General features: G+C 58.2%; 19 protein-coding genes. 9 read left to right on the top strand and 10 right to left on the bottom strand.

Features of this window, described 5'->3' with window-relative positions:
• Positions 1-9: 9 nt before the first annotated feature.
• The gene (locus ACTD9P_RS02385) at positions 10-1,674 is read right to left on the bottom strand and encodes a putative bifunctional diguanylate cyclase/phosphodiesterase (RefSeq protein ID WP_438866521.1); all 1,665 of its coding nucleotides are present in this window, start codon (positions 1,672-1,674) and stop codon (positions 10-12) included.
• Positions 1,675-1,929: 255 nt separating this feature from the next.
• Between ACTD9P_RS02385 and rep the strand changes: the two genes are divergently transcribed.
• Together rep and ACTD9P_RS02395 are read left to right on the top strand one after the other, a co-directional pair.
• On the top strand, positions 1,930-3,939 hold the full coding sequence (rep, locus tag ACTD9P_RS02390) for a DNA helicase Rep (protein WP_438866522.1): 2,010 nt from the start codon (positions 1,930-1,932) through the stop codon (positions 3,937-3,939).
• A gap of 58 nt (positions 3,940-3,997) precedes the next feature.
• Positions 3,998-4,570, top strand: a complete 573-nt coding sequence (locus ACTD9P_RS02395) for a xanthine phosphoribosyltransferase (RefSeq protein WP_003195447.1) — start codon at positions 3,998-4,000, stop codon at positions 4,568-4,570.
• Between the two features lie 149 nt (positions 4,571-4,719).
• Here the strand turns inward: ACTD9P_RS02395 and ACTD9P_RS02400 are convergent, their stop codons facing one another.
• Complete coding sequence (locus ACTD9P_RS02400; RefSeq protein WP_438866523.1) at positions 4,720-6,642, bottom strand: acetyl-CoA hydrolase/transferase C-terminal domain-containing protein; 1,923 nt, start codon at positions 6,640-6,642, stop codon at positions 4,720-4,722.
• Positions 6,643-6,970: 328 nt separating this feature from the next.
• Between ACTD9P_RS02400 and ACTD9P_RS02405 the strand changes: the two genes are divergently transcribed.
• The 3 genes from ACTD9P_RS02405 (at position 6,971) to ACTD9P_RS02415 (ending at position 9,446) form a co-directional block, all read left to right on the top strand.
• Positions 6,971-8,305, top strand: a complete 1,335-nt coding sequence (locus tag ACTD9P_RS02405) for a saccharopine dehydrogenase NADP-binding domain-containing protein (protein WP_438866524.1) — start codon at positions 6,971-6,973, stop codon at positions 8,303-8,305.
• A gap of 194 nt (positions 8,306-8,499) precedes the next feature.
• Positions 8,500-9,093: a hypothetical protein gene (locus ACTD9P_RS02410; protein ID WP_438866525.1), complete on the top strand. Its 594-nt coding sequence runs from the start codon at positions 8,500-8,502 to the stop codon at positions 9,091-9,093.
• Positions 9,090-9,446 (top strand): hypothetical protein, encoded by a 357-nt coding sequence (locus tag ACTD9P_RS02415; RefSeq protein ID WP_438866526.1) that lies wholly within the window; start codon positions 9,090-9,092, stop codon positions 9,444-9,446. Before ACTD9P_RS02410 ends, ACTD9P_RS02415 begins: the two co-directional genes overlap by 4 nt.
• A gap of 74 nt (positions 9,447-9,520) precedes the next feature.
• On the opposite strand, the gene ACTD9P_RS02420 is transcribed toward ACTD9P_RS02415, so the two are convergent.
• The 5 genes from ACTD9P_RS02420 to dadA form a co-directional block, all read right to left on the bottom strand.
• A complete protein-coding gene (locus tag ACTD9P_RS02420) occupies positions 9,521-9,937 on the bottom strand; it encodes a c-type cytochrome (protein ID WP_285684959.1) in 417 nt (138 codons plus the stop codon).
• A 181-nt stretch (positions 9,938-10,118) separates the two neighbouring features.
• Positions 10,119-10,667: a cupin domain-containing protein gene (locus ACTD9P_RS02425; protein ID WP_017135864.1), complete on the bottom strand. Its 549-nt coding sequence runs from the start codon at positions 10,665-10,667 to the stop codon at positions 10,119-10,121.
• 116 nt (positions 10,668-10,783) lie between these two features.
• Positions 10,784-11,857 carry an alanine racemase gene (gene alr, locus ACTD9P_RS02430; RefSeq protein ID WP_438866527.1) on the bottom strand — a complete coding sequence of 358 codons (1,074 nt, stop codon included), beginning with the start codon at positions 11,855-11,857 and terminating at the stop codon, positions 10,784-10,786.
• A gap of 79 nt (positions 11,858-11,936) precedes the next feature.
• Complete coding sequence (locus ACTD9P_RS02435) at positions 11,937-12,290, bottom strand: RidA family protein (protein WP_438866528.1); 354 nt, start codon at positions 12,288-12,290, stop codon at positions 11,937-11,939.
• Positions 12,262-13,566 (bottom strand): D-amino acid dehydrogenase, encoded by a 1,305-nt coding sequence (dadA, locus tag ACTD9P_RS02440; protein ID WP_438866529.1) that lies wholly within the window; start codon positions 13,564-13,566, stop codon positions 12,262-12,264. The genes ACTD9P_RS02435 and dadA overlap by 29 nt, the downstream gene beginning before the upstream one ends.
• 156 nt (positions 13,567-13,722) lie before the next feature.
• Between dadA and ACTD9P_RS02445 the strand changes: the two genes are divergently transcribed.
• Positions 13,723-14,211: an Lrp/AsnC ligand binding domain-containing protein gene (locus ACTD9P_RS02445; RefSeq protein WP_003176896.1), complete on the top strand. Its 489-nt coding sequence runs from the start codon at positions 13,723-13,725 to the stop codon at positions 14,209-14,211.
• Between the two features lie 131 nt (positions 14,212-14,342).
• Here ACTD9P_RS02445 and ACTD9P_RS02450 read toward each other — a convergent pair whose 3' ends face one another.
• Positions 14,343-14,696, bottom strand: coding sequence for a YkgJ family cysteine cluster protein (locus tag ACTD9P_RS02450; RefSeq protein ID WP_438866530.1), 354 nt, complete (start codon positions 14,694-14,696; stop codon positions 14,343-14,345).
• A 115-nt stretch (positions 14,697-14,811) separates the two neighbouring features.
• On the opposite strand from ACTD9P_RS02450, the gene ACTD9P_RS02455 reads away from it, so the two are divergent.
• A complete protein-coding gene (locus ACTD9P_RS02455; protein WP_438866531.1) occupies positions 14,812-16,104 on the top strand; it encodes an NAD(P)/FAD-dependent oxidoreductase in 1,293 nt (430 codons plus the stop codon).
• Here the strand turns inward: ACTD9P_RS02455 and ACTD9P_RS02460 are convergent, their stop codons facing one another.
• Entirely contained in the window at positions 16,105-16,329 is a 225-nt protein-coding gene (locus ACTD9P_RS02460) for a DUF1127 domain-containing protein (RefSeq protein WP_438866538.1), read from the bottom strand.
• Positions 16,330-16,495: 166 nt separating this feature from the next.
• On the opposite strand from ACTD9P_RS02460, the gene ACTD9P_RS02465 reads away from it, so the two are divergent.
• Together ACTD9P_RS02465 and ACTD9P_RS02470 are read left to right on the top strand one after the other, a co-directional pair.
• A complete protein-coding gene (locus ACTD9P_RS02465; protein ID WP_438866532.1) occupies positions 16,496-17,920 on the top strand; it encodes an aminotransferase-like domain-containing protein in 1,425 nt (474 codons plus the stop codon).
• Positions 17,921-17,978: 58 nt separating this feature from the next.
• Complete coding sequence (locus ACTD9P_RS02470) at positions 17,979-19,550, top strand: phospholipase D family protein (RefSeq protein WP_438866533.1); 1,572 nt, start codon at positions 17,979-17,981, stop codon at positions 19,548-19,550.
• A gap of 124 nt (positions 19,551-19,674) precedes the next feature.
• Here the strand turns inward: ACTD9P_RS02470 and ACTD9P_RS02475 are convergent, their stop codons facing one another.
• Positions 19,675-20,817: an MFS transporter gene (locus ACTD9P_RS02475; protein WP_058421142.1), complete on the bottom strand. Its 1,143-nt coding sequence runs from the start codon at positions 20,815-20,817 to the stop codon at positions 19,675-19,677.
• Positions 20,818-20,928: the final 111 nt, after the last annotated feature.

Genomic DNA, 20,928 nt, shown 5'->3' on the forward strand with positions numbered 1-20,928 from the left:
TTACATCCTTCAGCCCAGCAGCGCCTGCTGGCTCTTGCCGAACGTCAAATACTCCACCAGCTCCGGCAACGGCAACGGCTTGCTGATCAGGTAACCCTGGGCCTGATCACACCCAAACAGCCGCAACAACGCCAGCTGTTCAGGGGTTTCCACGCCCTCGGCCACCACTTCCAGGTTGAGGTTGTGGGCCAGGTTGATCATGGCATGCACCAGCTTGCGGTTTTCTTCGCGCTCTTCCATGCCGCCGACAAAGCTCTTGTCGATCTTCAGCAAGGCAATCGGCAAGCTGTTGAGGTGCACGAACGAGGAAAACCCGGTGCCGAAATCATCCAGGGAAAACCGCACACCCAGGCGGCCAAGGGCGTCCATGGTCTGCTTGACCAGATCACTGCGGCGCATCACGGCGGTTTCGGTCAGCTCGAACTCCAGCCACTGCGCCTCCACGCCACGCTCGGTAATCAGCCGGCTCAATGTGGAAAGCAGCTGGCTGTCCTGAAACTGGCGAAACGACAGGTTGACCGCCATGTGCAACGCCGGCAGCCCGCGTTCGCGCAGGTCTTGCATGTCGCGCAAGGCACGCGAGATCACCCAGTAACCCAATGGCACAATCAGGCCACTCTGTTCGGCCAAGGGCACGAACTCACTGGGCGGCAACAGGCCACGCTCGCCGTGGCGCCAGCGCACCAGGGCTTCCAGGCCGACGATATGCCCGTCGTCCAGATCCAGACGCGGCTGGTAATGCAGCTCCAGTTCGTCGCGGCGCAAGGCGCGGCGTAGTTCACTCTCCAGGTCGGCCAGGCTGCGGGCGTTGCGGTTGATGCGTTCGTTGAAGATGTGAAAGGTGCAGCCCTGGGTGCTCTTGGCCTGCTGCATGGCGATGTGCGCGTGCCACATCAGCGGGTCGGCCCCGGCGCGGGCGCGGGCATGTGCCACGCCCAGGCTGCAGCCGATCAGCAGGCTTTCGCCGTCCACCCAATACGGCTCGGCCATGGCTTCGGTAATGCGCTCGGCCATCCACTCGGCGCGCTGGGGCGCACGGCGGGTGTCGATCAGCAGGGCGAATTCGTCGCTGCCCAGGCGCGCCAGTTGGTCACCGGCTTCGAGCTGGCTCTTGAGCCGCGAGACCACTTGCAGGATCAAGCGGTCGCCAGCCTGATGGCCCAAGGCATCGTTGGCGTGACGGAAGTTGTCGAGGTCCAGATGGCCGAGGGCCAGGCCACGGCCTTCGTTTTCGGCCAGGCGCGCCGCGAGCAAGGTCTGGAAACCCTGGCGGTTGGCGATACCGGTAAGCGGGTCCTGTTCGGCCAGGCGCTGCAGGGTGTTCTCCAGCACGCCACGCTCGCGAACGTGGCGCAGGCAGCGGCGCAATGTATCGGTATCCAATGAATCAAGGACCAGCCAATCGCTCACACCCAACGGTGAAACCAGCGGTTCCTGCTCCAGCAGCAATATGCACGGCAAGCTGCAACGGCCTGGGCCGGGTTGCAGGCTGGGGGTGGTCAATAACACGGCACTGTGGTCGTCATCGAACAGACGACTCACCGAGTCCCAGTTGGGCGCGCTGACCAGCACAGCCCCATCGCCCATCGGCGCCAGGCACTCGCGCAACAACGCTGCCCACGCTGGCTCATCGGCCAGTAGCAGCAAACGCAAGGGTTCGACAGGCGTAGACAAGCTAGCTCCCTAGACTCTGCAAAATTGTGTTGGCGGCGGGCATTATGACGTGCTGCCTGATAATCACCAATGATAAGGGTTATCAAATACGACAGCTGCAAGCATTCGTCGTACAAGTGCCCACATCCTGCGGCAAAGTATCAAAACCGGCAAATTTAGATCGAGTGGTACGTCACACCGTCGTTCTAAAGCAGCAGAATCTTGCCAGCCTGTTAAAATGCCCGCCCTTTTGAACAACGACTCCCGAATTTCTGTATGTCCCGACTCAATCCCCGGCAGCAAGAAGCCGTGAACTACGTCGGCGGCCCTCTATTGGTGCTCGCCGGTGCCGGTTCCGGCAAGACCAGCGTGATCACCCGCAAGATCGCGCACCTGATCCAGAGCTGCGGCATCCGTGCCCAGTACATCGTCGCCATGACCTTTACCAACAAGGCCGCGCGCGAGATGAAAGAGCGTGTCGGCACGCTGCTCAAGGGTGGCGAAGGCCGGGGCCTCACCGTGTGTACCTTCCACAACCTGGGGCTGAACATCATCCGCAAGGAGCATGCGCGGTTGGGCTACAAGCCGGGTTTCTCGATCTTTGACGAGACTGACGTCAAAGCCCTGATGACCGACATCATGCAAAAGGAATACGCAGGCGACGACGGCGTGGATGAGATCAAGAACATGATCGGCGCCTGGAAAAACGACCTGATCCTGCCTGCCGAAGCCCTGGAAGCCGCGCGCAACCCCAAGGAGCAGACCGCCGCCATCGTCTACACCCACTACCAGCGCACGCTCAAGGCGTTCAACGCGGTGGACTTCGACGACCTGATCCTGCAGCCGGTCAAGTTGTTCCAGGAACACGCCGACATCCTCGAAAAGTGGCAGAACAAGGTGCGCTACCTGCTGGTGGACGAATACCAGGACACCAACGCCAGCCAATACCTGCTGGTGAAGTTGCTGATCGGCACGCGCAACCAGTTCACCGTGGTGGGCGACGATGACCAATCGATCTACGCCTGGCGTGGCGCGCGCCCGGAAAACCTGATGCTGCTCAAGGTCGACTACCCGTCCTTGAAAGTGGTGATGCTGGAGCAGAACTACCGCTCCACAAGCCGTATCCTGCGCTGCGCCAACGTGCTGATCTCCAACAACCCCCACGAGTTTGAAAAACAACTGTGGAGTGAGATGGGGCATGGCGACGAGATCCGCGTGATCCGCTGCCGCAACGAAGACGCCGAAGCCGAGCGCGTGGCTGTCGAGCTGCTGACCTTGCACCTGCGTACCGACCGGCCCTACAGCGATTTTGCAATTCTGTATCGCGGCAACTACCAGGCCAAGCTGATCGAGCTGAAGCTGCAACACCACCAGATTCCTTATCGTCTGTCGGGCGGCAACAGCTTTTTCGGACGCCAGGAAGTGAAAGACCTGATGGCCTACTTCCGGCTGATCGTGAACCCGGATGACGACAACGCCTTCCTGCGCGTGATCAACGTGCCGCGTCGGGAAATCGGTTCGACGACCCTGGAAAAGCTCGGCAACTACGCCACCGAACGCAAGATCTCGATGTATGCCGCCACCGACGAAATCGGCCTGGGCGAGCACCTGGACACGCGCTTTACCGATCGCCTGTCGCGCTTCAAGCGCTTCATGGACAAGGTGCGCGAGCAATGCGCCGGCGAAGACCCGATCAGCGCCCTGCGCAGCATGGTCATGGACATCGACTATGAAAACTGGCTGCGCACCAACAGTTCCAGCGACAAGGCTGCGGACTACCGCATGGGCAACGTCTGGTTCCTGATCGAAGCGTTGAAAAACACGCTGGAGAAGGACGAAGAAGGCGAGATGACCGTCGAAGACGCCATCGGCAAGCTGGTGTTGCGCGACATGCTTGAGCGCCAGCAGGAAGAAGAAGACGGCGCCGAAGGTGTGCAGATGATGACCCTGCACGCGTCCAAAGGCCTGGAATTCCCCTACGTATTCATCATGGGCATGGAAGAGGAAATCCTCCCGCACCGCTCCAGCATTGAAGCTGACACCATCGAAGAAGAACGGCGCCTGGCCTACGTGGGCATTACCCGCGCACGTCAGACACTGGCTTTCACCTTTGCCGCCAAACGCAAGCAATACGGCGAGATCATCGATTGCGCCCCCAGCCGGTTCCTGGATGAACTGCCGCCGGACGATCTGGCCTGGGAAGGCAATGACGACACCCCGACCGAGGTGAAGGCCGTTCGCGGCAACACCGCCTTGGCGGACATACGCGCGATGTTAAAGCGCTAGAATCGACTACTTTTTAATCTACTTTCGGCGCACACCGCGCCATTAGAGGAAGCTTTCCGTGGAAGCACTGCACAAGAAAATTCGCGAAGAAGGCATCGTGCTTTCCGATCAGGTCCTCAAGGTTGACGCCTTTTTGAACCACCAGATCGACCCGGCGCTGATGAAACTGATCGGCGACGAATTCGCCGCGCTGTTCAAGGACTCGGGCATCACCAAGATCGTCACCATCGAAGCCTCAGGCATCGCCCCGGCGATCATGACCGGCCTGAACCTCGGCGTGCCGGTGATCTTCGCGCGTAAGCAACAGTCCCTGACGCTGACCGAAAACCTGCTGTCGGCAACGGTGTACTCCTTCACCAAGAAAACCGAAAGCACCGTGGCCATCTCCCCGCGCCACCTGACCAGCAGCGACCGTGTGCTGGTGATCGATGACTTTTTGGCCAACGGCAAGGCGTCCCAGGCGCTGATTTCGATCATCAAGCAAGCCGGCGCGACCGTGGCCGGGCTGGGGATTGTGATCGAGAAGTCGTTCCAGGGTGGCCGTGCGGAGCTGGATGCGCAGGGTTATCGAGTTGAGTCGCTGGCGCGGGTGAAGTCGTTGGCGGGTGGTGTGGTCACTTTCATCGAGTAATTTGCAGCACTGCAAACTACATGTGAACAGCGATCAAAATGTGGGAGCGGGCTTGCTCGCGAATGCGGTGTAACAGTCAATAAATGAGTCGACTGATACACCGCTTTCGCGAGCAAGCCCGCTCCCACAGTTGGTTTTGTGTGGAGCGGTTAGTGCGCAGTGGCTTGGAGGCCGGCGAGCAGCAAGCGCTGATACAAATCCTCTTTCAACCCCTCCGGCTGATCCAGCCGCATCCGCTTCAAATGCTCGGGAAACGCCTCCGGCTCCGGTGCATCCAGCGCCGCCCGGCCCAATTCCAGAATCTCCGTCAGCTTGAATTTGCTCTTGAGCCAATTCAGTGCGCGCAACAGATCCCGCTCCTCATCGGTAAAATCAGTGCCTAACGGATACTCGGGGAACAACCGGCGATGCCGCGCCTGAATGCCCTTGAGCCGCTCCGGCGTATTCTCAGTAAAACGTGGGTCCAGTTCGAAGTCGTTGGCCAGCTTGCCAGCCTTTTGCGCCTGTTCGATCAGGTAGCTTTGGAAGCGCGAGTCGGTGATATTCAGCAGCGCCTCGATCACCTTCGCATCCGTCTGCCCACGCAAATCGGCAATCCCATACTCGGTAATGACAATATCTCGCAGGTGCCGCGGGATGGTGCAGTGCCCGTACTCCCAGACAATATTGGAACTGACCTCACCCGCAGATTCGCGCCAACTGCGCAGAATCAGGATCGAGCGCGCGCCCTCCAGCGCATGGCCTTGCGCAACAAAATTGTACTGCCCACCCACGCCGCTGAGTACGCGGCCGTCTTCAAGCTGATCGGCCACGCCCGCACCGAGCAGCGTCACCATGATCGCGCTGTTGATAAAGCGCGCATCCAGGCGTTGCAGACGCTTGAGCTCTTCCTGGCCGTACAGCTCGTTGATGTAGCTGATGGCGGTCATGTTGAATTCGAGGCGTTTGGCGTGATTCATTTCCTGCAAACGCCGGTAAAAGCTGCGCGGCCCGAGGAAGAAACCGCCGTGAATGGAAACGCCGTCAGGCTGCGCAGCGTCATCCAGGGTGCCGGCGTTGGCCTGCTGCTGGGTCGCCACATCCGGGTAGACCTTGCGCCGAATAATCCCGGCATCGGCCAGCACCAGCAGGCCGTTGACGAACATTTCGCTGCAGCCATACAGGCCACGCGCAAAGGGCGCGACCCCGCCCTCGTGGCTGATCAACGGCGCCCACTGGTACACATCCAGGTCCGTCAGCAGCAACCGATAGGCTTCGTTATCGGCCTGGCGCGCCAGCAAGGCCGCGGTCAGCGCATCGCCCATCGAGCCGATGCCAATCTGCAACGTGCCGCCATCGCGCACCAAGGTGCTGGCATGCAAGCCGATAAAGTGGTCCTGGAAACCCACTGGCATATTCGGCGTGGAGAACAGCGTAGTGCTGTCCTTCTCGTCGATCAGGTAATCGAAGGCATCCATGCCCAGCTCGGCATCGCCGGGCATATAGGGCAAATCGCTGTGGACCTGGCCGACAACGAGGATGGTTTCGCCTGCTTCGCGGCGCTTGGCGATCATGGGCAGCAGATCGAGGGTGATATCGGGGTTGCAGCTCAGGCTCAGCCGGTCGGGGTGCTCGGCGCTGCTGGCAACCAATTGCGCCACCAGGTTCAAGCCGGCGGCGTTGATATCGCGGGCGGCGTGGCTGTAGTTGCTGCTGACGTAGTCCTGCTGGGCCGATGCGCTGTGCAGAAGGCTGCCGGGCTGCATGAAGAATTGCTGCACTCGGATGTTCTTTGGCAGGCTGTCCTTGTGCAAATCCGCCAGGAAATCCAGCTCGGGATAGTCGCCGAATACCCGCTCGATAAAGGGTTCGAGAAAGCGCTTCTGCAACCCGTCACCCATGGTCGGGCGGCCCAGGGCCAGTGCGGTGTAAATCGTCAGCTCGCGCTCCGGCAGCTTGGCAATACGCCGGTAGAGCGCGTTGACGAACAGGTTGGGCTTGCCCAAACCGAGCGGCATGCCCATGTGGATATGCGCCGGCAGGCGCGCCAGTACGTCGTCAACTGCTTGCTCGATTGAACACAACTGCACCATCCGACCCTCCTGAACATTCCGTGATTAGGGGTTGGACCGAGCTTGCCGGGTCTTTGCTGCAATGAACAGCAATCAATTTGATAAGGCCATCCCTGTGCGCATGAAGAAACTGCCAAATAAAAACCTAATTAAAATAGAAACATATCATAAAGGTTTAACCCGAGATTACGACCAAAGAAAAGCCTTACGACTCGTTGAATAAAAGCCCTACGTTCATTTAGGACAAGATCAAAACACCAATTATATCCACGCACTAATATCGATTTCAGTATGAAACCATCTTCAAAAGGCTATACACCTAACGAATACAAATACCCAAGGAAGCGCAATGAAAAATATTAATCATATAATAATTATCGGTTTCGGAAGCGTCGCACAAGGCCTGCTCCCACTATTTTCAAGGCATTACAATGGAGTGAGCGTGACAATTTTTGAGAAACACCTAAACGAGAGCCTTATCGAAATCACCACCGAATTTTCAGCCACCCTGGAAGAAAAGGCCATAACCGCTGAAAACTTCAAACCCATACTCTCGCCGTACTTAAACGGAAATACTTTTTTAGTGAACCTCGCAGTATCTGTCTCAAGCCTGGAGCTTTTAGAGCTGGCTCAAAAGTATGACTCACTTTATCTAGACACCTGTATAGAGCCGTGGGCCTACAAAGACGAAAAATACCAGGCGCTTATCACAAACTATCAGCTTCGCGAAGTAATTAAAACGTATCAACAGAAAACTACTGGCCCAACCGCTGTTGTCGCCCATGGCGCAAATCCTGGCTTCATCTCAATTTTATTAAAGAAAGCTTTAGTAGAAATGGCCGCAGCAAACAACATAGTAGCAGAACCGAAAAACCAGATTGAATGGGCAGCGCTTGCCAACATCCTTGAAATACAAGTCATACAAATCTCCGAGCATGACTCCCAAGTCAGTGCATCAGCCCGCGCCCCCCAAAACTTCGTCTCCACATGGTCTGTGGACGGTCTCGTTACCGAATGCCTGCAAGCAGCAGAATTGGGCTGGGGCACACACGAAACAGAAATTCCTTACGGCGCAAGAAAAAATGGATATGAACTAGAAATGCTAGAGCAAGGGTGTAACGTTAGAGTTAAAAGCTGGTCACCTAACTATTTTGAATTTTCTGCCTATTTACTAACCCATAACGAAGCACTGTCAATTGCTGAATATTTGACTTTAGGCGACCCCGAGAATCCTACCTACCGCCCAACTGTTTACTATGCGTATGAATCTTGTGATCAGACACTAGATTCAATGCAACTTTTGGGTCAGAGTGAGCAATCAGAAAAAATCAAAAAAACGATTTTAAAAGACGAGATTATTTCGGGAATAGATGAGCTTGGCGTTTTCCTAATCAGCAAAAAATTCCGCGCCTTCTGGTTAGGGTCAAATCTATCAATTGGTAAAGCCAGGAAAATGGCCAAATACAACAGTGCGACAAGCTTACAAGTTGCCTCCAGCATAATTGGCGGCATGAAATGGGCAGAATACTTTCCAAACGCTGGCGTCATAGAGTCCGAAAACTTGGATTGGCGTTACGTATACGACATCACTGTTAACTATTGGGAACCCATCGTCAGTCAACAGACAGACTGGAAACCATCGGATGTCGACCACACGCTGTCTTTCAGTAACTTTTTAGTATGAAGCCGTCTACCTGAAAAAACTTTACCAAAGGGCCGCTATCATGAATAACATTCAGAGCACCTCTAATACGCCGAAAAAATCAAGCAATGCATCTTCAATTCTCAAGGATTTTTGCTTTCCTCCGTTAACACTTAGCAAGGCAGAGAAGGCTACTTGGAAAGAAATTTTCTTCGACTCAATAATTACCGAATACGATGCAAGGAGGCTTTATTGGTATATCGCTGATCAGAATCCAGCTTGCATCTCTGAATTGGGAGTTTTCCCCATACTTCGTGCAATATTTAGACTTATGGTTTTTAGATGAAAAAAATCATGCCGACGGCTTTATAGAACTGAATCGTTTGATATTTAATACAGGCGAAGAAGCTCTCTTGGACAATTTAAAATCAAGAAACAGCGACTTTCAACCCTTTGAAGAAATTTTATCAAACGAATTAAGCTTACTTACTGTGTTTGCGTACGATGAATACACCTCAGTCAAAACATACAAGAAAGATACGTTCTATAATCAGTTTGGGCACTCGGGCTTCGACACATGGATTTGCAACTTAATCGCCGATGAAGCAACCCATTTCGCAAACACTATAAAATTATTAAGAAACAACCACTCATCCTGTCTAGAGCTGATTGAAAAAACCTTAAACCGTATTATTCAACTTGAAAGTACCCCTTACAGAAATACTTTCTTGCTCGATCATGACGGGCCACACTTTCTTCTAGGCAATAGTGATTATGCGGAAGCTGCCGCGAGTGAAATACTAGACATCCTAACTAGAGATAAACAATGAAAAACAGTCACTATTTAATAGCCTCCATGGTGCTCATGGTGTTTGGCGAAATCCTAACTATCTATAGTGAAGTGTATGCCTCAAAACTTTCTGGACGAGTTATAGAAAATCCTGAACTTTTTATAAAACCTATTTTACTCATATGCATTGCCGGCATAAGTCTGATATTCGCTTATTGGTTAGGTTACCAAGGCACAGGGAATATATGGATCGTGACAGTGGCGTCACTCACACTACTGCTTATATTAGAACCCATCGTCATTTATGCGATGCTAAAGGAACTACCGGGGCGCGGGGCACTCATCGGACTCATTCTTGGAGCCGTAGGGCTACTGGCGACCTTGGTACTTTAAAATATGCGAAAGCGCTCTTGTTACCCAAAGGTTAGCCCACTTTGCGGGCTAACCTTTTGTAAAGGCTTAACTTTTTACTTCAATCCAGACATCTTCTCGATTGCGCCCTTAAGCTCGGCATCCGAGCAATCGGCGCAGGTGCCTTTAGGCGGCATGGCATTCAGGCCAGTGATGGCCTTGGCCAGCAAGCCGTCGAGGCCGCCCTGGTGGTCGGCACGGTCTTTCCAGGCCGCGGTGTCACCGATTTTCGGCGCGCCCAGCAAACCCGTGCCGTGGCACGCGTTGCAGTGCTTGGCAATCACCTCATCCGGCGTCTTCGCCCCGCCGCCGCCGCCCGCAGCCACGGCAACTTCCATCCCTTTGCATTCCTGGCCCTGGACACACACCTGGCCGACAGGCTCCAGGCGCTTGGCAATCTCATCATTGGTCGCAGCTTGAGCGCTGACAGCCCATAGGGCCAGTACGGTTGCTGGTGCAGCCAGCATTTTCATAATTAGGTTCACGCGTTCACCCTCAATGGTGGCTATTCACGCCTGCGGCCACGGTTTCGCAGGCGGCGAAAGTATAACGGTTAGCCCGTCAGGCCGAAACAACCCTATTAAATAAAGGGAGATTCGGCCGCACGGTTACAGCGACGGGTGTGTCTGCAACGCTGGCAGCACGCCTCTTCTGTCAAAAGTTCGCGGGTGTGGCTGCGCTGATTAGTCGCGCCGGCACATCGAACGGGTTGCGAAAACGATGCGGCTTGGTGCTTTCAAAGTAGTAGCTATCGCCAGCTTCGAGCACAAAAGTTTCAAGGCCGACCACCAACTCCAAACGACCTTCCACCAGAATCCCGGTTTCTTCGCCTTCGTGGGTGAGCATTTCTTCGCCCGTGTCGGCGCCCGGCGGATAGATCTCGTTGAGAAACGCGATCGCCCGGCTGGGGTGCGCGCGACCCACGAGTTTCATGGTGACGGCACCGTCCGAGATGTCGATCAGCTCATTGGCTTTATAGACGATCTGCGTCGGTTTTTCCTGGAGGATTTCCTCGGAAAAGAACTCGACCATGGACATGGGGATGCCGCCCAGCACCTTGCGCAAGGAGCTGATCGAGGGGCTGACACTGTTTTTTTCGATCATCGAAATGGTGCTGTTGGTGACACCCGCGCGCTTGGCGAGCTCACGCTGGGAAAGACCTTTGAGTTTACGGATGGATTGCAGTCGTTCGCCGACGTCCAATGCAGGAGCCTCCTAGGATTCAGGCTTTGTTGTAATTGAGCGTTATCATGGCGACAGCGTTCAGTATTTACAACACTTGGGCCTAAATCCCGCAGGGCTCTACTCGTAGGCGCTGCTTAAGCCCCGCAATAGAGCCTTGGCACGCGGCGCAGGTTGCAGAAAATCTGGTAGGGGATAGTCTCGGCAGCCGCCGCGACGTCACTGGCAAGGATATTTTTGCCCCACAGCTCCACGGTGGAGCCAAGCCCGGCCTGTGGCACGTCGGTGAGATCAACGCAGAGCATGTCCATGGACACGCGGCCCAGCAACTGGCTGCGTTGGCCCGCCACCAGCACCGGCGTGCCGGTCGGTGCATGGCGCGGGTAGCCGTCGGCATAGCCCATGGCAACCACGCCGATGCGCATCGGTTTTGGTGTGATGAACTTGGCGCCGTAACCGATCGGCTCACCGGCCGGCAGTTCACGCACGCAAATAACTTTCGATTCCAGGGTCATCACCGGCTGCAAACGTGCGGCAATGGCCTGGTCTTCACCAAACGGCGTGGCGCCGTAAAGCATGATGCCCGGGCGCACCCAGTCGCTGGACATATTCGGCCAGCCCATCACCGACGGCGAATTACGCAGGCTGACCTCGGCCGACAACCCTCGGCGCGCCGCTTCAAACACTGCCACTTGCTCGTCACTGCGCACGCAATCGAGTTCATCGGCGCGGGCGAAGTGGCTCATCAGTACGATCCTGGCCACTTTGCCGCTGGCGAGCAGGCGCTGGTACGCCTCGTGGTAATCCTTGGGGTGCAGGCCCACGCGGTGCATGCCCGAGTCGAGCTTGAGCCAAATGGTCAGCGGTTTGCTCAGCCGGGCTTGTTCAATGGCTTCCAACTGCCACAACGAATGCACCACGCACCAAAAATCATGTTCGATAATCAGCGGCAGTTCGTCAGCTTCGAAAAAACCTTCCAGCAGCAATACCGGCGCACGAATCCCGGCAGCCCGCAGCTCCAATGCCTCCTCGATGCACGCCACCGCAAACCCATCCGCCTCGGCTTCCAGCGCTTGGGCCACACGTACGGCACCATGGCCATAGGCATCCGCCTTGACCACGGCGAGGGCTTTGGCTCCCGTGACTTCACGGGCCAGTTGGTAGTTATGGCGCAGGGCCTGGAGGTCGATCAGGGCACGGGCAGGACGCATGGCGGCAGGCTTCTAGGCGGTAAAGTGAAGAAAAACCGGCACCGACTATCAGCCACGGCACCGGGGGGAAAAGCTATGTTTAGGGCAGCGCAGCCACCACGGACAGCTCTACCAGGATCTCAGGCTCGCACAGCTTGGCTGCAACCGTGGCACGGGCCGGGGCCACGCCTTTAGGCAGCCACTTGTCCCACACCGCGTTCATGCCGGCGAAATCGGCGTCGATGTTTTTGAGGTAGATCGTCACCGACAGCAACTTGGTTTTGTCGGTGCCGGCCAGGTCCAGCAAACGCTCGATATTGGCCAGGGTTTCGCGGGTCTGCTGTTCAATCCCGGCACTCATGTCGTCGCCGACTTGCCCTGCCAGATACACGGTACCGCTGTGAACAACGATCTGGCTCATGCGCTCATTGGTGAGCTGGCGCTGGATTGACATGTTTTGCGGACTCCTGGTGGTTGCTGCCGTAACGGGAAATATCGAGACCTTCTGCGCTGATCTGCGGCGTTTTTTTCGCCATCAGGTCAGCCAGCAAACGGCCAGAGCCGCACGCCATGGTCCAGCCAAGGGTGCCGTGGCCGGTGTTCAGGAACAGGTTCTTGAACGGGGTAGCACCGACAATCGGCGTGCCGTCGGGCGTGGTCGGGCGCAGGCCGGTCCAGAAAGTGGCTTCGGACAAATCGCCGCCCTGAGGATAAAGGTCGTTGACGATCATCTCCAGGGTTTCACGTCGACGAGGGTTCAGCGACAGGTCAAAACCGGCTATTTCAGCCATGCCGCCGACGCGGATGCGGTTGTCGAAACGGGTGATAGCGACCTTGTAGGTCTCATCCAGAATGGTCGAGGTCGGCGCCATTGCCGGGTTGGTGATCGGCACGGTCAGCGAGTAACCCTTGAGCGGGTACACCGGCGCCTTGATCCCCAGCGGTTTGAGCAGCTTGGGCGAATAGCTGCCCAGGGCCAGCACGTAGCGGTCGGCGGTTTCCAGCTTGCCATCGATCCATACGCCATTGACGCGGTCACCGGCGTAGTCGAGGCGCTGGATGTCCTGTTCGAAACGGAACTCCACGCCCAATTGCTTGCACATGTCCACCAGACGCGTGGTGAACATCTGGCAGTCGCCGGTCTGGTCGTTGGGCAGGCGCAGGGCGCCGGCGAGGATATCGGTGACGCTCGCCAGGGCTGGCTCAACGCGGGCAATGCCGGCGCGGTCGAGCAGCTCGAACGGCACGCCGGACTCTTTCAATACGGCGATGTCTTTGGCCGCACCATCCAATTGCGCCTGGGTGCGGAACAACTGCGTAGTACCCAGGCTGCGGCCTTCGTAGGCGATGCCGGTTTCGGCGCGTAGTTCGTCAAGGCAGTCACGGCTGTATTCGGACAGGCGCACCATGCGCTCTTTGTTCACCGCGTAACGGCTCTGAGTGCAGTTGCGCAGCATCTGTGCCATCCACAGGTACTGATCGATATCGGCGGTGGCTTTGATCGCCAATGGCGCGTGGCGTTGCAGCAACCACTTGATGGCCTTGAGCGGCACGCCTGGCGCGGCCCATGGCGAGGCATAACCCGGCGACACTTGGCCTGCGTTGGCGAAACTGGTTTCCATGGCAGCGGCGGGCTGACGGTCGACCACAACCACTTCAAAGCCGGCCCGCGCCAAATAGTAGGCACTGGTCACCCCAATGACGCCGCTACCCAAGACCAGAACGCGCATTTTTATATCCTCATCACGGGCTTAGCCGCTGACGTGTGTTATTCGAGCAATGATGGGCGCAGTTTAAAAAACAATGACCAGTGCATTTCACTATATAAATGCCTATATTTGGCGACAATTCTCGGCAAAAACCCTTTTCACAGAGGCGTATCCCCTATGCGTACCAACACCCAGACCAAGCGGGAGCTGGACAAGATCGACCGCAATATCCTGCGCATCCTGCAAACCGATGGGCGCATCTCGTTCACCGAGCTGGGGGAAAAGGTCGGGCTGTCGACCACGCCGTGCACCGAGCGGGTACGCCGCCTGGAGCGTGAAGGGATCATCATGGGCTACAACGCGCGGCTCAACCCGCAGCATTTGAAGGGGAGTTTGCTGGTATTTGTCGAGATCAGCCTCGATTACAAGTCGGGCGACACCTTTGAGGAATTCCGCCGCGCCGTGCTGAAGTTGCCCCATGTGCTGGAGTGCCACCTGGTTTCAGGCGACTTCGACTACCTGGTGAAAGCACGTATTTCCGAGATGGCCTCGTACCGCAAATTGCTCGGCGATATCTTGCTCAAGCTGCCGCATGTGCGCGAGTCCAAGAGCTATATCGTGATGGAAGAGGTGAAAGAGAGCTTGAACCTGCCGATCCCCGACTGACCAAATGGCACAACTCGGTCAAATGTGGGAGCGGACTTGCTCGCGAATGCGGTGTGTCAGATAAAGCATTTTTTACTGATCCACCGCATTCGCGAGCAAGCCCGCTCCCACATTTTGATCCGGTACATCCGTCAGACCAGTACTTGCCGAGTGCTCACCATGTACTCATGGATCTGTTTTTCCACCCGAGGGTGAATCAACTCCACCGGCCGCCGCCCATTGGGGCACGGCAACGTCTTGGTCGTGCCAAACAGCCGGCAGATCAGCGGCCGCTCGTCATACACGGTGCAGCCATTCGGCCCCAGGTGCACGCAGTTCAGCTCGTCCATGGCCGCATCCTGCTCGGCGGCAGTCTTGCGTGGCAGGCGCGACATTTCCTCGGGCGAGGTAGTCACCGGCCCACAGCAGTCGTGGCAGCCGGGGACGCACTCGAACGAAGGAATCTGCCGGCGCAGCGCGCTGATTTTATGGCTGTTGCAACTCATCGAAACACTTACCGAACGGCGAATAGGCGTGGATTCTGACGCAAAACGCCCTGCGCAGACAGCGTCGTCCGTCCGCTGTATCCTGCGTCAAATTTTCCAAACAGGGATGCTCCCCATGACCGCCAGCGCCCGGCACGCCGCTTCCTACTACGCCGCCAGCAGCGTTTCACAGCCCGATTACCCGGCGTTGATGGGTGAAGTGCGCGCCGATGTGTGCGTGATTGGCGGCGGCTATTCCGGCCTGAACACAGCGCTGGAGCTGGCAGAGCGTGGCTTTAGCGTGGTGCTGCTGGAAGCGCGCAGGATCGGCTGGGGCGCCAGCGGCCGCAACGGCGGGCAGTTGATTCGCGGCGTTGGCCACGGCCTGGACCAGTTCAGCAATGTGATCGGCAGCGACGGCGTGCGCCAGATGAAGCTGATGGGCCTGGAAGCCGTCGAGATCGTGCGCGAGCGCATCGAGCGCTATCAGATCCCCTGCGACCTGACCTGGGGTTACTGCGACCTCGCCAACAAACCCCGCGACTTGATCGGCCTGGCCGAAGACGCTGAAGAACTGCGCAACCTCGGCTATCGCCATGAAGTGCGTGTACTGCAAGCCAGTGAAATGCGCAGCGTGATCGGCTCCGAGCGCTATGTGGGCGGCATGGTCGACATGGGCTCAGGCCACTTGCACCCATTGAACCTGGCCCTCGGCGAAGCCGCCGCCGCGCAGCAACTGGGCGTTAAGCTGTTCGAGCAGTCCGAAGTCACGCGCATCGACTACGGCCCAGAGGTCAACGTGCACACGGCCAATGGCAACGTGCACGCCAAGACCCTGGTGCTGGCCTGCAACGCTTATCTCAACGGCCTTAACCCGCATTTAAGCGGCAAGGTGCTGCCCGCCGGCAGCTACATCATCGCCACCGAACCCTTGAGCGAAGCCCAGGCCGCCAGCCTGCTGCCGCAGAATATGGCGGTGTGCGATCAACGCGTGACCGTGGATTACTTCCGCCTGTCCGCCGACCGCCGCCTGCTGTTCGGCGGTGCCTGCCACTATTCCGGGCGCGATCCCCAGGACATCGGCGCCTATATGCGCCCCAAAATGCTCAAGGTGTTCCCGCAACTGGCGGACGTGAAGATCGACTACCAATGGGGCGGCATGATTGGTATCGGCGCCAACCGCCTGCCGCAGATCGGCCGGCTGGCCGATCAACCCAATGTGTATTACGCCCAGGCGTACGCCGGCCACGGCCTCAACGCCACGCACCTGGCAGGCAAGCTGCTGGCCGAAGCGATCAGCGGCCAACAGCAAGGGCGCTTTGATTTGTTCGCCCAGGTGCCGCACATCACCTTCCCCGGCGGCCAACATCTGCGTTCGCCGCTGTTGGCGCTGGGAATGCTCTGGCACCGCTTCAAAGAACTGCTCTGATCAGTCGCGCCAGAAGGGTTTTAAACCTTCCTGGCGCGCTTGTTCGGCAGTCAACCCGACGTCACGCAGTTGCTCGCGGGTCAGGTGCAGCAAGGCTTTGCGCGTGTGGCGGCGGTGCCAGAACAGACTCCAGCGGCTGATATCGCGCGGCGCCTTAGCCCGCTCCTGCCCTGCCTGCAATTCCTGGCTGTGTAACATCAGCCGCACATCGCTCATGCCGTTCATCGTGTTGCCCCTCATTTGCCTGTTGCCATGAGTGACTAGGATGGGCGCGCGGGCAAAACCATTACAGATTCAACCTACCTTTATTAAATCCATACAGATACTGCCTACGAAGGGCTGAATCCTGTATTTTACACCTATCTGTACTGGTCCCTTCGGAGCGATCACCATGACCCTTTACGTCAACCTCGCCGAATTACTGGGCACGCGCATCGAGCAGGGCTTCTATCGCCCCGGCGACCGCTTGCCGTCCGTGCGGGCCTTGAGCGTGGAACACGGGGTGAGCCTGAGCACCGTGCAACAAGCCTATCGCTTGCTGGAAGACAACGGCCTGGCGATGCCCAAGCCCAAATCGGGCTATTTTGTGCCGGTCGGACGCGAGTTGCCGGCGCTGCCGGAAGTCGGCCGCCCAGCACAGCGCCCGGTGGAAATCTCGCAGTGGGACCAGGTGCTGGAGCTGATTCGCGCCGTGCCGCGCAAAGACGTCATACAGATGGGCCGTGGCATGCCGGATGTATTGTCGCCAACCCTGAAGCCTTTGCTGCGCAGCCTGGCCCGCGTGAGCCGACGCCAGGACCTGCCGGGTCTGTACTACGACAATATTCTTGGCTGTATGGAGTTGCGTGAGCAGATCGCCCGACTGTCTCTGGATTCCGGTTGCCAGCTGACTGCCGAAGATATCGTCATCACCACCGGCTGCCATGAGGCGCTGTCCGCCAGCATCCACGCAATTTGCGAGCCTGGGGATATCGTCGCCGTCGACTCGCCAAGCTTTCACGGTGCGATGCAGACCCTCAAAGGTTTAGGCATGAAGGCCCTGGAAATCCCCACCGACCCCATCACCGGCATCAGCCTCGAAGCGCTGGAGCTGGCACTGGAACAGTGGCCGATCAAGGTCATCCAGCTGACGCCCAACTGCAATAACCCGTTGGGCTACATCATGCCCGAGGCACGCAAACGCGCATTGCTGACCCTGGCCCAGCGATTTGACGTGGCGATTATTGAAGACGATGTGTACGGCGAATTGGCCTACAGTTACCCACGCCCGCGCACGATCAAATCCTTCGACGAAGATGGCCGTGTGCTGCTGTGCAGCTCGTTCTCGAAAACCCTGGCGCCCGGCCTACGCATCGGCTGGGTCGCGCCAGGGCGTTATCTGGAGCGGGTGCTGCACATGAAATACATCAGCACCGGTTCCACGGCGACGCAGCCGCAGATCGCCATCGCCGAATTCCTCAAAAACGGCCATTTCGAACCGCATTTGCGGCGGATGCGCACGCAATACCAGCGTAATCGCGACTTGATGCTCGATTGGGTCAGCCGTTATTTCCCCGCCGGCACTCGTGCCAGTCGGCCCCAAGGCAGCTTCATGCTGTGGGTGGAGCTGCCGGAAGGCTTTGATACCTTGAAACTCAACCGTGTGCTGGTGGAACAAGGCGTACAGGTGGCGGTGGGCAGCATTTTTTCCGCCTCCGGCAAATACCGTAATTGCCTGCGCATGAACTACGCTGCCAAGCCAACGCCGCAGATCGAAGAGGCAGTGCGCAAAGTCGGGGCCGCCGCGATGAAGATGCTCGCCGAAGTGGCCGACTGACCTTTCCCCGTAATCTGCCGTCATATCCCACAACCGCCCTGACCTGGAAGCAGTGCCCTTGAAGATTCGACGGCTTTTACCGTTTTTGCTGCTGGGCGCCCTGACGCTGAGTGGCTGCGCTACGGTCAATGCACCGCGCATTCCCAGCGACGTCCTGCCCGCGGCGCAATCCTCGTTCGGCCGCTCGATCCAGGCCCAGGCGGCGCCGTACCAGGGCCGTTCGGGCTTTCGCCTGCTGCCCAACAGCAGCGAAGCCTTCATGGCTCGCGCCGAGCTGATTCGCAACGCCCAGAGCAGCCTCGACCTGCAGTACTACATCGTGCACGACGGCATCAGCACGCGCATGCTCGTGGATGAACTGCTCAAGGCCGCCGACCGTGGCGTGCGCATCCGCATCCTGCTGGACGACACCACCAGCGACGGCCTCGATCAGGTTATCGCCACCCTCGCCGCCCACCCGCAGATCCAGATTCGCCTGTTCAACCCGCTGCACCTGGGCCGCAGCACCGGCGTGACGCGGGCGATGGGCCGGCTGTTCAACCTGTCGCTGCAACACCGACGTATGCACAACAAGCTGTGGCTGGCGGATAACAGCGTGGCCATTGTCGGCGGGCGCAACCTGGGCGACGAGTATTTCGATGCAGAGCCCAACCTCAACTTCACCGATATCGACATGCTCAGCGTCGGCCCGGTTGCGGAGCAGCTCGGCCACAGCTTTGATCAGTACTGGAACAGCGCGCTGAGCAAGCCTATCGATGATTTCGTCTCAAGCCCTCCGTCCAAGGGTGACCTGAACGCCGCCCGCGCACGCCTGCAAGATTCGCTGGCCGAGTCGCGCCAGCAGAACCACGCTCTCTACAACCGCTTGCGCACCTACCAGACACAACCGCGTATGGACATCTGGCGCCGCGAGCTGATCTGGGCCTGGAACCAGGCGTTGTGGGATGCGCCGAGCAAGGTGCTGGCCAAGGCCGATCCCGACCCTCGCTTGCTGCTGACCACCCAACTGGCGCCGGAGCTGGAAGGAGTGAGCCATGAACTGATGATGATTTCGGCATATTTCGTACCGGGGCAACCCGGGCTGGTGTACCTGACCGGCCGCGCCGATGCGGGCGTGTCAGTCAGCCTGCTGACCAATTCCCTCGAAGCCACTGACGTACCTGCCGTACACGGCGGCTACGCACCCTATCGCAAGGCGTTGCTGGAGCACGGCGTGAAACTCTACGAGTTACGCCGCCAACCGGGCGATACGGGCGGTGGCAGTGGCCCGCACCTGTTTCGCCGAGGTGCTTTCCACGGCTCGGACTCCAGCCTGCACAGCAAGGCAATGATCTTTGATCGGCAAAAGTCGTTTATCGGCTCGTTCAACTTCGACCCGCGCTCGGTGCTGTGGAACACCGAAGTCGGTGTACTGGTGGACAGCCCCGAGCTGGCGGAACACGTGCGCAACCTGGCGCTGCAAGGCATGGCGCCGGCGTTGAGCTATGAGGCGAAATTGCAGAATGGCCAGGTGGTGTGGGTGACCGAGGATAACGGCCAGTTGCACACCCTGACACGGGAGCCGGGCAGTTGGTGGCGCAGGTTTAATGCGTGGTTCGCCACCAGTGTTGGCCTGGAACGCATGCTGTAAGAACGCAGAATATCCAATGTGGGAGCGGGCTTGCTCGCGAATGCGGTGTATCAGTGACAGATGTATTGGCTGACACTCCGCCTTCGCGAGCAAGCCCGCTCCCACATTTTGATCGCATTTCAAGTCAGGCAGGCTGTGCGGCGCCGAATGCGCCCTGGCGCAGCAGCAACACCACCAGCCCCAGCGCCCCGGCCGCCATCAACAGCGGCAGCGCATGCCCGCTGATCCATTGACTGCCCGCCCCCGCCACCAGCGGCCCGATCAGGCAACCGATGCCCCACAGCTGCGCTACGTGAGCATTGGCGCGCACCAGCGCATCGTCGCGATAACGCTCGCCGATCAGGATCAGCGACAAGGTGAACAACCCACCGGCGCTCGCGCCAAAGATCACCCACACCGGCCAGATCAACTGCGTATGCAGCAGCAATGGAATCGCCAGGCTTGAGGCCAGCAGCAACACCGCGCAACTCAAGAACAAGGTGCGTCGTGGCAGGTAGTCGGCCAAAGCGCCAATGGGCAATTGCAACAGCGCATCACCGACCACCACCGTGCTGACCATCGCCAAGGCAATCTCGGCGGTGAAACCTTGTTGCAGGCAATACACCGGCAACAGCGTCAGAATCATCGCCTCGAACGCGGCGAACAAGGCCACGGCCCAGGCAATTGCCGGCAGGGTCAGGCAGAAGCGCCAGAGGTCACTGAACGTCACACTGAAGGACTCGGCGGTTGGTGCGCCGGAACGCCCCAGCAGCAATAGCGGCGCGACCACCAACAAGCCAACGCCCACCCAGAAGCCATAGTCATGGTCAGTGCCCAGCACGCCCAGCAGCAGTGGGCCCGACAATTGGCTCAATGCATAACTGCAACCGTACAGCGCCACCAGGCGGCCACGCCACTGCTCGACCACCAACTGGTTGATCCAGCTTTCACCAAGGATAAACACGATGGTCAGGATCACGCCGATCATCAGCCGTAGCACCAGCCACACCGGATAGCTGGGCAGTATTGCCAGCAAGCCGATGGAGATGGCACCGGCCCATAGGCACAGGCGCATCAGGTTGGCGGTGCCCAGCCACGAGGCCATCCGGCTGGAGACCTTCGCTCCGAGCAGTACGCCAAAAGCCGGCATGGCGGCCATCACGCCAATGGCGAAGCTGCCGTAGCCCCAGCCTTCGAGGCGCAGGGACACCAGCGGCATGCTGACGCCCAACGCCAGGCCGACGCTGAGGACAGAGGCCAGCACGGCGAAATAAGTCGCCCAACGCATTTCCACGCTCCTGTGGATAATTATCAAGATCACACAAAACAGTGTGGGAGCGGGCTTGCTCGCGAATGCGGTGTGTCAGTCAAAACAACTGCGACTGTCATACCGCATTCG

This window comes from Pseudomonas onubensis, assembly GCF_965653655.1.
Taxonomy (GTDB): Bacteria; Pseudomonadota; Gammaproteobacteria; order Pseudomonadales; family Pseudomonadaceae; genus Aquipseudomonas.

What these genes read in the sequence shown, in the direction of transcription:
- rep (WP_438866522.1), top strand. Translation starts at nt 1,930, where the DNA reads ATGTCCCGACTCAATCCCCGGCAGCAAGAAGCCGTGAACTACGTCGGC.
- ACTD9P_RS02400 (WP_438866523.1), bottom strand. Translation starts at nt 6,642, where the DNA reads ATGGTGCAGTTGTGTTCAATCGAGCAAGCAGTTGACGACGTACTGGCG.
- ACTD9P_RS02405 (WP_438866524.1), top strand. Translation starts at nt 6,971, where the DNA reads ATGAAAAATATTAATCATATAATAATTATCGGTTTCGGAAGCGTCGCA.
- ACTD9P_RS02410 (WP_438866525.1), top strand. Translation starts at nt 8,500, where the DNA reads ATGCAAGGAGGCTTTATTGGTATATCGCTGATCAGAATCCAGCTTGCA.
- ACTD9P_RS02415 (WP_438866526.1), top strand. Translation starts at nt 9,090, where the DNA reads ATGAAAAACAGTCACTATTTAATAGCCTCCATGGTGCTCATGGTGTTT.
- ACTD9P_RS02420 (WP_285684959.1), bottom strand. Translation starts at nt 9,937, where the DNA reads ATGAAAATGCTGGCTGCACCAGCAACCGTACTGGCCCTATGGGCTGTC.
- alr (WP_438866527.1), bottom strand. Translation starts at nt 11,857, where the DNA reads ATGCGTCCTGCCCGTGCCCTGATCGACCTCCAGGCCCTGCGCCATAAC.
- ACTD9P_RS02435 (WP_438866528.1), bottom strand. Translation starts at nt 12,290, where the DNA reads ATGTCAATCCAGCGCCAGCTCACCAATGAGCGCATGAGCCAGATCGTT.
- dadA (WP_438866529.1), bottom strand. Translation starts at nt 13,566, where the DNA reads ATGCGCGTTCTGGTCTTGGGTAGCGGCGTCATTGGGGTGACCAGTGCC.
- ACTD9P_RS02445 (WP_003176896.1), top strand. Translation starts at nt 13,723, where the DNA reads ATGCGTACCAACACCCAGACCAAGCGGGAGCTGGACAAGATCGACCGC.
- ACTD9P_RS02450 (WP_438866530.1), bottom strand. Translation starts at nt 14,696, where the DNA reads ATGAGTTGCAACAGCCATAAAATCAGCGCGCTGCGCCGGCAGATTCCT.
- ACTD9P_RS02455 (WP_438866531.1), top strand. Translation starts at nt 14,812, where the DNA reads ATGACCGCCAGCGCCCGGCACGCCGCTTCCTACTACGCCGCCAGCAGC.
- ACTD9P_RS02460 (WP_438866538.1), bottom strand. Translation starts at nt 16,329, where the DNA reads ATGAACGGCATGAGCGATGTGCGGCTGATGTTACACAGCCAGGAATTG.
- ACTD9P_RS02465 (WP_438866532.1), top strand. Translation starts at nt 16,496, where the DNA reads ATGACCCTTTACGTCAACCTCGCCGAATTACTGGGCACGCGCATCGAG.
- ACTD9P_RS02475 (WP_058421142.1), bottom strand. Translation starts at nt 20,817, where the DNA reads ATGCGTTGGGCGACTTATTTCGCCGTGCTGGCCTCTGTCCTCAGCGTC.